Below are 11,798 nucleotides of genomic sequence, written 5' to 3' on the forward strand. Positions count from 1 at the left end.
GGCCGCGCGCGCCTGCTACTTGCCGAGCTCGAAGGCCGGCAGCTTCCTGGGCACGGGCAGGTTCTTCAGCGTGGCGTACACCGGCATGCCGCCCTTGTAGGCCGGGTAGTCCTCGCCCTGGATCAGGGGCTTGAGGTAGGCCTTGCACTTGTCGGTGATGCCGAAGCCGTCGCGCTTGATGAAGCTGCGCGGCATGAACTTTTCCACGTTCGCCACCTTGGCCAGCGGCGCCACGCCGATCCTGTAGCGGTAGGGCGCGTCCGAGAGGCGGTCGATGGTGGGCATCACCGCGTTGTGGCCCTGCAGTGCGAGCTTCACCGCCGCGGCGCCCAGCTCCCAGGCGTGCTTCACGTCGGTCTTGCTGGCGATGTGGCGCGCGGCGCGCTGCAGGTAGTCGGCCACCGCCCAGTGGAACTTGTGGCCCAGCGTGTCCTTGATCATGTTCGCGACCACCGGGGCCGCACCGCCGAGCTGGGCATGGCCGAAGGCGTCCTGGCTGCCCTGCTCGGCGAGGAAGTGCCCGTCCGGGTAGTGGCAGCCTTCCGACACCACCACCGTCACGTAGCCGTGTTCCTTCACCAGCCTGTCCACGCGGGCGAGGAATTTCTGCGGGTCGAACTCGATCTCGGGGAACAGAACGACGACGGGGATGCCATGGTCCTCGATGAGGCCCCCGGCCGCCGCGATCCAGCCCGCATGGCGGCCCATCACTTCCAGCACGAAGACCTTGGTCGAGGTCTTGGCCATGGAGCGCACGTCGAAGGACGCCTCCAGCGCCGACACCGCCACGTACTTGGCCACCGAGCCGAAGCCCGGGCAGCAGTCGGTGATGGGCAGGTCGTTGTCCACCGTCTTGGGCACGTGGATGGCCTGGATGGGGTAGCCCATGGCCTCGGACAGCTGGCTCACCTTGTAGCAGGTGTCGGCCGAGTCGCCGCCGCCGTTGTAGAAGAAATAGCCGATGTCGTGCGCGCGGAAGACCTCGATCAGCCGCTCGTACTCGCGCCGGTGGGTCTCCAGCGACTTGAGCTTGTAGCGGCAGGAGCCGAAGGCCCCCGAGGGCGTGGAGCGCAGCGCGGCGATCGTGGCGGCGCTCTCGCGGCTGGTGTCGATCAGGTCCTCGGTGAGGGCGCCGATGATGCCGTTGCGCCCGGCGTAGACCTTGCCGATGCGGTCGCGGTGCGCACGCGCCGTCTGGATCACGCCGCAGGCCGAGGCGTTGATGACGGCGGTGACGCCGCCGGACTGGGCATAGAACGCGTTCTTCTTCTGCGTCTTCGTGGCCATGGGGCCTCCCTGGTGTGCTTACTTCGCGTGGTAGGCCGTGACGCGCTCGACCTCGTTCTTCGAGCCGAGCACCACGGACACGCGCTCGTGCAGCGACTGCGGCTGGATGTCCAGGATGCGCTCGCGCCCGTTGGTGGCCGCGCCACCCGCCTGCTCCACGACCCAGGCCATGGGGTTGGCCTCGTACATCAGGCGCAGCTTGCCGGGCTTGTTGGGTTCGCGCTTGTCCCAGGGGTACATGAACACGCCGCCACGGGTCAGGATGCGGTGCACGTCCGCCACCATGGAGGCGATCCAGCGCATGTTGAAGTCCTTGCCGCGCGGGCCGTCCTTGCCGGCCAGGCATTCGTCGATGTAGCGGCGCACCGGCTCGTCCCAGTGCCGCATGTTGCTCATGTTGATCGCGAATTCCTTGGTGTCGGCCGGGATGCGCACGTTCTCGTCGGTGAGCACGAAGGAACCCTGTTCGCGGTCCAGCGTGAACACCGCCACGCCATGGCCGGTGGTCAGCACCAGCGTGGTCTGCGGGCCGTAGATGCAATACCCGGCGGCGACCTGCCGGGTGCCCGGCTGCAGGAAGTCCTGTTCGGTCACGCCGGCCTGGCCTTCGGGCTTCTTCAGCACGCTGAAGATGGTGCCGATGCTGACGTTGACGTCGATGTTGGAGGAGCCGTCCAGCGGGTCGAACAGCAGCAGGTACTCGCCCTGCGGGTAGCGGTTGGGCACCAGGTAGATGCCATCCATCTCCTCGCTGGCCATGGCCGCGAGGTGGCCGCCCCACTCGTTGGCCTCGATCAGCACCTCGTTGGCGATGATGTCCAGCTTCTTCTGCACCTCGCCCTGCACGTTCTCGCTCTCGGCGCTGCCCAGCACGCCGCCCAGGGCGCCCTTGTTCACCGCGTGGCTGATGCCCTTGCAGGCCCGGGCCACGATCTCGACGAGCAGCCGCAGCTCGGCGGACAGGTGGCCTTGGACGCGCTGCTTCTCGACGAGCCAGCGGGTGAGGGAGATGCGTTGCGCCATGGGAATCGGGCTCCTTTGCGGGGGGTCAGTCGGCCAGCGCGCGGGTGACCACCTCGCGCACGTCGTTGGAGAGTTCGGGCCGCGCGGCCACGCGGGCGATGGCCTCGCGCGCGGCGCTGCGCAGCGGCTCGGCCAGCTTGCGCCAGCGGTCCATGGCGCGCGCCAGGCGGGCGGCCACCTGCGGGTTCATGGCGTCCAGCTCGATCACCTTGTCGCTCCAGAACACGTAGCCCGCGGCGTCGGCGCGGTGGAAGCCGCCGGGGTTGGCATTGCAGTAGGTGGTGATCACGCTGCGCGCGCGGTTGGGGTTGCGCAGGCTGAAGTCCGGGTGCTGCACCAGCTGGCGCACCAGCGGCAGGATGTTGCCGCCGCGGTCGGGCGCGCCGGCCTGCAGCGCGAACCACTTGTCCAGCACCAGCGGCTCGTGGCGGAACATGGCGTGGAAGCGCTGCAGCGCGTTCGCCGCCAGCGGGTGGCCGCTGATCACCAGCGCCGACAGCGCGTTGAAGCGGTCGGTCATGTTGGACGCGTCCTTGAAGCGCTGCAGGGCCTTGCCCGGCCACACCGTGTCGCCCTGGTGGACCGCGGCCACGCACAGGTGCGTGAGCGCCAGGCCCGCGAGCGCGCGTCGGCCCACCGAGACCGGGTCCGGCTGGTAGGCGCCGTTGTCCTTGTGGGCCTCGTAGGCCCATTCCCAGTCCTCGCGCAGCGCCAGCGCCAGCTGCAGGCGCATGGCCTCGCGCACGGCGTGCACGCGCTGCGGGTCCACCACGGGCAGCTGCTCGGCGATGTAGGTTTCCGAGGGCAGGGTGAGTGCCAGGTCCTTGAAGGCGGCGTCCAGCTGGGGGTGGCGCAGCACGCTGCGCATGGCCTCCACGTAGGGCGCGTCCAGCTGCAGGGCGGCCGGCGCCAGGCCCTCCTGTGCGATGAAGCCCAGGGCACGGGCCAGGCCCAGGCGCTGCCCGGCTTCCCAGCGGTTGAAGGGGTCGCTGTCGTGCGCGAGCAGGGCCAGCAGCTGGGCGTCGGTGTACTCGATGTCCAGGATGACCGGGGCCGAGAAGCCGCGCAGGATGGACGGCACCGGCTCGGCGGCCAGGCCCGTGAAGCTGAGCGTCTCGCTGGCCTGTGTGAGCACGTGCAGGCGGCTGGCCGTCTCCTGGCCGTCGGCGCCCACCAGGCCCAGGGCCACCGGGATGACGAAGGGGTCCTTGTCGGGCTGGCCGGGCGTGGGCGCGCAGGATTGCGCCAGCGTGAGCGTGTAGCTGCCGGTGGCCGCGTCCCAGTGGCCGCTGGCCTTCACGCGCGGCGTGCCGGCCTGGCTGTACCAGCGCTTGAACTGCGGCAGCAGGGCGGCCAGCTGCGAGCCGGGGTTGGCGTCGGCGATGGCCTGGGCGAAGTCGTCGCAGGTCACGGCCTGGCCGTCATGGCGCTCGAAGTACAGCTTCATGCCGGCGGCGAAGCCCTCGCGGCCCACCAGGGTCTGCATCATTCGCACGACCTCGGCGCCCTTCTCGTAGATGGTGACCGTGTAGAAGTTGTTGATCTCCAGGTACTGGTCGGGCCGCACCGGGTGGGCCATGGGGCCCGCGTCCTCCGGGAACTGCGCGGTGCGCAGCACGCGCACGTCCTCGATGCGCTTGACGGCGCGCGCCGAGGGCGAGCCCGCCAGGTCCATGCTGAACTCCTGGTCGCGGAAGACGGTGAGGCCCTCCTTGAGCGAGAGCTGGAACCAGTCGCGGCAGGTGATGCGGTTGCCGGTCCAGTTGTGGAAGTACTCGTGGCCGACGACGGACTCGATGTTGAGGAAGTCCATGTCGGTCGCCGTGGCCTGGCTGGCGAGCAGCAGCTTCGTGTTGAAGATGTTCAGGCCCTTGTTCTCCATCGCCCCCATGTTGAAGTCGCTGGTGGCGACGATCATGAAGCGCTCCAGGTCCAGCGGCAGGCCGAAGCGGGCCTCGTCCCAGGCGATGGAGGCCATGAGCGAGTTCATCGCGTGCTCGGTCTTGTCCAGGTCGCCGGGCCGCACGAAGATCTGCAGCAGGTGCTCGCGGCCGTTGCGCGCCGTGATGCGCTGCTCGCGCGCGACCAGCTGGCCGGCCACCAGCGCGAACAGGTAGCTGGGCTTGCGGTGCGGGTCCACCCACTTGGCGAAGTGGCGGCCGTCCTCCAGCTCGCCCTGGTCCACCAGGTTGCCGTTGGACAGCAGCACGGGGTACTTCTTCTTGTCCGCGCGAAGCGTGACCGTGTAGCTGGCCATCACGTCCGGACGGTCCAGGAAGTAGGTGATGCGGCGGAAGCCCTCGGCCTCGCACTGCGTGAAGAAGCTGTCGTTGCTGGTGTACAGCCCCATCAGCTTGGTGTTCTTGGCCGGCGCGCAGGTGGTGAAGATCTCCAGCTCGAAGGGCTCGTGGCCCTCGGGCAGGTTCTCCAGCACCAATTGGTTGCCGTCCAGCTTGAAGGAGGTGCCCTGGCCGTTGACCAGCACGCGCGCCAGGTTCAGCTCCTCGCCGTCCAGGCGCAGGGGCTGCGCCGCAACTTCGGGGTTGCGGCGCACCTTCATGCGGTTGAGCACCCGGGTCTTCACCGGGTCCAGGTCGAAGCAGAGCTCGACGGTCTCGATCCAGTAGGCAGGCGCCTGGTAGTCGGCGCGGTAGATCACGTGGTTCTGGCCTTCACGCATGGAACGCTCCTGAATGTGCCACCCTGGGCGGGCGCCCGGGGCGGGAATGGCTCGGTCAGACGCCCTGCTTGAGGGACGCCTCGATGAACGCGTCGAGGTCGCCGTCCAGCACCTTCTGGGTGTTGGAGATCTCGACGTTGGTGCGCAGGTCCTTGATGCGGCTCTGGTCGAGCACGTAGCTGCGGATCTGGTGGCCCCAGCCGACATCGGTCTTGGTGGCTTCCAGCTTCTGCTGCTCTTCCATGCGCTTGCGCATCTCGTGGTCGTACAGCCGCGAGCGCAGGCGCTTCCAGGCCACGTCGCGGTTGCTGTGCTGCGAACGGCTGTCCTGGCACTGAACCACGATGTTGGTCGGGATGTGCGTCAGGCGCACCGCGGAGTCGGTCTTGTTGATGTGCTGGCCGCCCGCGCCCGAGGCGCGGTAGGTGTCCACCCGCACGTCCGCCGGGTTGATGTCGATCTCGATCGAGTCGTCGATCTCCGGGTACACGAACACCGAGGCGAAGCTGGTGTGGCGGCCACCCGCGGAGTCGAAGGGCGACTTGCGCACCAGGCGGTGCACGCCGGTCTCGGTGCGCAGCAGGCCGTAGGCGTGGTCGCCCTCGATCTTGATGGTCGCGCCCTTGATGCCCGCCGTGTCGCCGGGGGACTCGTCCTCGACCGTGGTCTTGAAGCCCTTGCGCTCGGCGTACTTCAGGTACTGGCGCAGCAGCATGCTGGCCCAGTCGCAGGCCTCGGTGCCGCCGGCGCCGGCCTGGATGTCCAGGAAGCAGTTCAGCGGGTCGGCCGGGTTGTTGAACATCCGGCGCAGCTCGAGCTTCTCCACGTCCTGCGCCAGGCGCTCGGCGTCGGCTTCCAGGGTCTCGAGGCCGGCTTCATCGCCTTCCTCGCGGCTCATCTCGAAGAGCTCGGTGTTGTCCGAGAGGTCGCGCGTGAGGTTGGACAGCGTGACGACGATGTCGTCCAGCAGCTTCTTCTCGCGCCCCAGTTCCTGGGCCTTCTTGGGGTCGTTCCAGACCGAAGGGTCCTCGAGCGAGGCGTTGACCGTCCTCAGGCGTTCCGACTTGGCATCGAAGTCAAAGATACCCCCGGAGGGCTTGGGTCCGTGCGCCCAGGTCGGCGAGCCGCGCGCCGATCTGGTTGATGCGTTCTGCTTCCATTTTGCGAAAGATCCGGAAAAGGGCCGGATTTTCGCACGAGGGACAGCCCTGCCGCAGGGCTACTGCCTGAAGGCGCCCAGACGGGCCTGGGCCCCGCGGTTGCCCATGGTCGCGGCCCGCTCCAGCCAGCGCACCGCCTGGGTGGCGTCGCGCGGCACGGTGCTGCCTTCCAGGTAGGCCACGCCCAGGAAATAGCTCATCTCGCCGCGGCCGAAGCGGATGCCCTCGGGCGTGGACTTGCCCGATCGCTTGACCACCGCGGGCACGTCGCCGCGGCCGTCGGCATAGGCCTGCATCTGGCGCACCGTGGTGGCGAAGAACTGGTCACGCGCGGCCGTGGCGGCCGGGCGCGCCGCGGGAGGGAGGCTGGCGAGCAGCTCGTCGGCCAGCACGGGCAGGGATTCGAAGGGCGTCATGCCGCCCATCATCTTCGGCGAGTACCAGGCGTGCAGCATCACCCGGTCCAGCGGCAGCAGGCCGTCGATCTTCCAGGGGAAGTAGCTCAGCACGGTCTGGCCGGCCGGGTGGCCGCGCACGCCCATCACGTGCATGGACTCGTGGTAGGCGCAGCGCCAGGCGTCGCGGTCGCGCATCTGCACCAGCGCGGTGTCGATGCGGGTCTCGGTGCGGAAGTCCAGGAAGGTGACGCAGGGCTGGTTGTCCTCCAGCGCGGTGTCGGGCAGCACCTCCACCACCAGGTTGGCCTGGTCGGCCTCGGGCGTGCCGGTGACCTCGACCAGCTTCACGCCGGCTTCGCCCGTGACGGTGCGCAGGGCCTGCATCATGTGGTCGTGGTGGGCGGCGGCGGTGGCGCCGGTGAAGCGCACCTTGATGTCGTTCTCCCATCGAACGATGCGCGTGGGCGTGCCGCTCTGGTGCCACAGCACCTCCCACAGCGTCTGCAGCCCCTGGTCGAAATCATCGGCCAGCGCCGCGCAGGGCAGCATGGCCAGCCCCAGCAACAGTCCCCAACAAGTCCTACGCATCCGTCACCCCGCACACACTTGGTGACGCCAGTCTCGGGTAGGACGGGTCCTACCTCAAGGGCTCGCAGCTCTGCGTTGATGAAAGCGGCCCGCAGCGGTAATTTTTCGCGCCGGATGGGCAGCGCGGGCCCGTGTTCACTCGGCCAGGAAGGCTTCCAGGAGCCGCGCCAGGGCCTCGGGCTGGTCATGGTGCAGCATGTGGCCGGCATCCTCGATGCGGGCGATGCGGCAGTCGGGCACCGATTTGAGGCGCTCGTGGTACTCATCCAGGGTGTAACGGCCCTGCCACCATTGCGTCAGGCTGTCGTCGCTGGCCTCCACCGCCAGCACCGGCGCCGTGATGCATTTGTAGATCTCCAGCACCTCGTCGACCCGGAACAGCTGGGCGTTGGTGATCTTGTGGGCGGCGTCGCCCATGATGTGCCAGGTGCCCTGGGCGTCGGTGCGGGCCCAATGGCTGGCCAGCCAGTCGGCCTTGCGCGGGTCCAGCCGGCGGTTGGTCTTCATGAGGCGGCGCGCCACGCCGCCCAGGTCGTCGTAGGCCTTGAGCGCCAGCTCGCCCCGGTGCAGGGCCTTGAGCTCGTCCATCCACTTGGCATAGCGCTTGGGCGCCTGCGAGGGGCGGGTGGCCGCCATGCCGAAGCCCTCCAGGTTCACCAGCTTGCGGATGCGCTCCGGCCGCGAGCCGGTGTAGAGCATGGCGATGTTGCCGCCCATGCTGTGGCCCACCAGGTCCACCGGCTGGCCGTCGGCGTAGTGGTCCAGCAGGAAGTCCAGGTCGGCCAGGTAGTCGGGGAACCAGTAGTTGTCGGTGGGCGCGGCCTCGGTCAGGCCGTAGCCGCGCCAGTCGGGCGCGATCACGTAATGGTCGGCCGAGAAGGCGTCGACCATGAACTGCCAGGAGGCAGCCACGTCCATCCAGCCGTGCACCAGCACCAGGGGCACCTTGCCCGGGCCGGGCTGGCCCCAGGTGCGCACGTGGTAGCGCAGGTGGCGGATCGGGACAAACTCGCTGCGCGAGGCCAGGCGGACTTGGTACATTGCCCCGCAATGATAAGGAGGCAGGCCATGGACGGCAGTCAAGCCAGGGACAACTGGGCCGCGATGCACGCGGGTTTCCGCTGGGCGGTGCCGGCGCACTTCAACATGGCGCAGGCCTGCAACCGCCGCTGGTCCGAGGCCCCCGATGCGGGCACGCGGGTCGCCGTGATCGCGCACGGGGCGCCCGAGGGCCGCCGCGTGCTGACCCATGCGGACCTGCGCCGCCAGGCCGATGCGCTGTCCCATGCGCTCGCGGCCCTGGGCGTGCGGCGCGGCGAGCGCGTGGCCATCGTGCTGCCGCAGCGCTTTGAGACGGCGGTCGCCTACATGGCGGTGTTGCAGATGGGCGCCGTCGCGATGCCGCTGTCCATCCTCTTCGGGCCCGAGGCGCTGGAGTACCGGCTGCGCAACAGCGACAGCGTGGTCGCGATCTGTGATGCCAGCGCCGCCGCGGCCCTGGCCGAGGTGCGGCCCCAGTGTCCCGCGCTGCGCTGCGTGGTCGGCGTGGACGGCGCCCCCGGCACGGACGCCGACTGGGAGGCCCTGCTGGCCCCGCACCGCGACCCGTTCGCGCTGGTGGACACGCGCGCCGACGAGGGCGCGGTGCTGATCTACACCAGCGGCACCACCGGGCCGCCCAAGGGCGCGCTCATCCCCCACCAGGCGCTGATCGGCAACCTGCCGGGATTCATCTGCAGCCAGAACTGGTTCGGCTTCCCGCCCACGGCCGGGGAGGGGGCGGTCCCCACAGCGGGCACGGCCCGGTCAGCGGGGCTCCAGAACACGTCCGTGTTCTGGAGCCCCGCTGACTGGGCCTGGACGGGCGGGCTGATGGACGCCCTGCTGCCCGCCCTGTACTTCGGCCGGCCCATCGTGGCCTTCAACGGCCGCTTCAGCCCCGAACTGGCCTTCACGCTGATGCAGGCGCACGGCGTCACGCACAGCTTCCTGTTCCCGACCGCGCTCAAGGCGATGATGAAGGCCTTCCCCGAGCCGCGCAGGCAGTTCCGCCTGCGCCTGCAGGGGCTGATGAGCGCGGGCGAGGCGGTGGGCGACGCCGTCTTCCACTGGTGCCGCGAGCAGCTCGGGGTCACGGTGAACGAGATGTTCGGCCAGACCGAGATCAACTACGTGGTCGGCAACTGCGCCATGAACGGCGACACGGAGGGCGGCGTGGGCTGGCCGGCGCGCCCGGGCAGCATGGGCCGGCCCTACCCGGGCCACCGCGTGGCCGTCATCGACGAGGAGGGCCGCGAGTGCCCGCCCGGCGTGCCGGGCGACGTGGCGGTGAACCGCTACGACGTGCACGGCCAGCCCGACCCGATCTTCTTCCTGGGCTACTGGCGCAACGAGGGCGCCACCGCCGGCAAGTACACGGGCGACTGGTGCCGCACCGGCGACCTCGCCCTGCGCGACGAGGCGGGCTACCTCTGGTACCAGGGCCGGGCCGACGACGTGTTCAAGGCGGCGGGCTACCGCATCGGCCCGAGCGAGATCGAGAACTGCCTGGTCAAGCACCCGGCGGTGGCCAACGCCGCCGTGGTGCCCAAGCCGGACCGCGAGCGCGGCGCGCTGGTGAAGGCCTACGTGGTGCTGGCGCCCGACGCCGCGGCACGGCGCTCGGCCGCGCCGGCCGGTTTCGAGGCGGACCTGGTGGCGCAGCTGCAGGCGCACGTGAAGGGCCGGCTCGCGCCCTACGAGTACCCCAAGGAGATCGAGTTCATCGAGCAGCTGCCCATGACGACCACCGGCAAGGTGCAGCGGCGCATCCTGCGGCTGCAGGAGGAGGAGCGGGCGCGCGGGCGCGCCTGACCGGGTGGGCGCGGCGCGGCCCCTGCGCCCGCCCGCTAAGATTCCGTCCATGAACACGATCCAACTCGGCCAGAGCGACCTGCACGTCACGCCCATCTGCCTGGGCACCATGACCTTCGGCGAACAGGTGGACGAGGCCAGCGCCCACGCCATCCTGGACCGCAGCCTCGCGCGCGGCATCAACTTCATCGACACCGCCGAGATGTACTCGGTGCCCGCCCGCGCCGAGACCTATGGCGCCACCGAGACCATCATCGGCAACTGGCTGCGCAAGACGCCGGGTGCGCGCCAGAAGCTCGTGATCGCCACCAAGGTGGCCGGCCCCTCGCGCGGCATGCCCTGGGTGCGCGAGGGCAGCGGCATGACGGCGGCCGACATCGTGGCCTCCTGCGAGGCCTCGCTCAAGCGCCTGGGCGTGGAGACCATCGACCTCTACCAGATTCACTGGCCCGAGCGCAACGTGCCGGCCTTCGGCACCATGTACTACGACCCCGCCAAGGAGCGCAGCCAGACGCCCATCCTGGCGCAGCTGGAGGCGATGGCGACGCTGGTGAAGCAGGGCAAGGTGCGGCACATCGGCCTGTCCAACGAGACGCCCTACGGCGTGCACGAGTTCGTGCGCCTGGCCGAGCAGCACGGCCTGCCGCGCGTGGCGACGGTGCAGAACCCCTACTGCCTGGTCAACCGCGTGCTGGAGAACGGCCTGGACGAAACCATGCACCGCCTGCAGGTCTCGCTGCTGGCCTACTCGCCGCTGGGCTTCGGCCTGCTGACCGGCAAGTACGACGACAGCGGCATCGAGGGCCCGGCCGCGCCGCAGGGCGCGCGCATCGCGAAATATGAAACCGTGCGCAAGCAGCGCTGGGGCCGCGCCGACGCGCTGGCCGCCGCGCGCCGCTACAACGCGCTGGCGCGCGAGCACGGGCTCACGCCCACCCGCATGGCCCTGGCCTGGTGCTACACCCAGTGGCAGGTCGCCAGCACCATCATCGGCGTCACCTCGCTGGCCCAGCTCGAGGAGGACATCGAGGCCTGGGGCACCACGCTGGACGCCGGGCTGCTGGAGCAGATCGACCGCATCCGCTGGGAGATGCGCGACCCCGCCGTCTGACGTCATGGCGAAGAAGGAGCACGTGAGCGAAACGCCGGCCACGGCCCTGCTGCGTGCGAACGGGGTGGCCTTCAGCGAGCATCCCTACGAGTACCTGGAGCACGGCGGTGCGCAGCACAGCGCGGCCGTGCTCGGCTTCGACCCCTTCACCGTGGTCAAGACGCTCATCATGGAGGACGAGAAGGCGCGTCCGTTGGTGGTGCTGATGCACGGCAACCGCAAGGTCTCGACCAAGAACCTGGCCCGCCAGATCGGCGCCAAGTCGGTGGAGCCCTGCAAGCCCGAGGTGGCGAACCGCCACAGCGGCTACCTGGTCGGCGGCACCTCGCCCTTCGGCACGCGCAAGGCCATGCCGGTGTACATCGAGGAGAGCATCCTGGCCCTGTCCGAGATCGCGATCAACGGCGGCCGGCGCGGCTTCCTGGTGCGGCTGGACCCGCAGGTCTGCGTGCGCCTGCTGGGCGCGAAGCCGGTGAACTGCGCGCTGGCAGAATAGGCCGCCGCACAAGAACACAAGAGGAGAGCCCGTGCCCCCGATCGCCTATCCGCTGCTCGCCGCCCTGGCGGCCTACCTGCTGGGCTCGCTCTCCTTCGCCGTCATCGTGAGCCGGGCCATGGGCCTGGCCGACCCGCGCACCGTCGGCAGCGGCACTACAAGTCCATGCGCTACTACGGCCGCGCCCTGGCACGCGCGGGCG

10 protein-coding genes are annotated in these 11,798 nt (G+C 69.7%); 4 read left to right on the top strand and 6 right to left on the bottom strand.

The window, feature by feature from the left end; genetic code table 11:
• Positions 1-15: 15 nt before the first annotated feature.
• The 6 genes from IM725_RS12160 to IM725_RS12185 all read right to left on the bottom strand — a co-directional run bounded on the left by IM725_RS12160 (position 16) and on the right by IM725_RS12185 (position 8,177).
• A complete protein-coding gene (locus tag IM725_RS12160) occupies positions 16-1,287 on the bottom strand; it encodes a 6-phosphofructokinase (protein ID WP_193780865.1) in 1,272 nt (423 codons plus the stop codon).
• An 18-nt stretch (positions 1,288-1,305) separates the two neighbouring features.
• Positions 1,306-2,310 (bottom strand): class 1 fructose-bisphosphatase, encoded by a 1,005-nt coding sequence (locus tag IM725_RS12165; RefSeq protein ID WP_193780866.1) that lies wholly within the window; start codon positions 2,308-2,310, stop codon positions 1,306-1,308.
• A 25-nt stretch (positions 2,311-2,335) separates the two neighbouring features.
• Complete coding sequence (pepN, locus tag IM725_RS12170) at positions 2,336-4,990, bottom strand: aminopeptidase N (protein WP_193780867.1); 2,655 nt, start codon at positions 4,988-4,990, stop codon at positions 2,336-2,338.
• A 55-nt stretch (positions 4,991-5,045) separates the two neighbouring features.
• A protein-coding gene (prfB, locus tag IM725_RS12175; RefSeq protein WP_193780868.1) for a peptide chain release factor 2 occupies positions 5,046-6,150 on the bottom strand; the annotation gives its coding sequence in 2 pieces (ribosomal slippage) (positions 5,046-6,068 and positions 6,070-6,150; 1,104 coding nt in all).
• A 59-nt stretch (positions 6,151-6,209) separates the two neighbouring features.
• Entirely contained in the window at positions 6,210-7,097 is an 888-nt protein-coding gene (locus tag IM725_RS12180; protein WP_227753775.1) for a hypothetical protein, read from the bottom strand.
• Positions 7,098-7,271: 174 nt separating this feature from the next.
• Positions 7,272-8,177: an alpha/beta fold hydrolase gene (locus IM725_RS12185; RefSeq protein ID WP_193780870.1), complete on the bottom strand. Its 906-nt coding sequence runs from the start codon at positions 8,175-8,177 to the stop codon at positions 7,272-7,274.
• Positions 8,178-8,204: 27 nt separating this feature from the next.
• On the opposite strand from IM725_RS12185, the gene IM725_RS12190 reads away from it, so the two are divergent.
• The 4 genes from IM725_RS12190 to IM725_RS12205 all read left to right on the top strand — a co-directional run.
• Complete coding sequence (locus IM725_RS12190; protein ID WP_193780871.1) at positions 8,205-9,989, top strand: acyl-CoA synthetase; 1,785 nt, start codon at positions 8,205-8,207, stop codon at positions 9,987-9,989.
• A 49-nt stretch (positions 9,990-10,038) separates the two neighbouring features.
• Positions 10,039-11,100 (top strand): aldo/keto reductase, encoded by a 1,062-nt coding sequence (locus IM725_RS12195; protein ID WP_193780872.1) that lies wholly within the window; start codon positions 10,039-10,041, stop codon positions 11,098-11,100.
• Between the two features lie 4 nt (positions 11,101-11,104).
• Entirely contained in the window at positions 11,105-11,596 is a 492-nt protein-coding gene (locus tag IM725_RS12200) for an aminoacyl-tRNA deacylase (protein ID WP_193780873.1), read from the top strand.
• A gap of 31 nt (positions 11,597-11,627) precedes the next feature.
• Positions 11,628-11,798: glycerol-3-phosphate acyltransferase (locus tag IM725_RS12205; RefSeq protein WP_407692522.1), on the top strand; the 171-nt coding region annotated here is incomplete at its 3' end.

This window comes from Ramlibacter aquaticus (assembly GCF_015159745.1).
GTDB lineage: Bacteria > Pseudomonadota > Gammaproteobacteria > Burkholderiales > Burkholderiaceae_C > Ramlibacter > Ramlibacter aquaticus.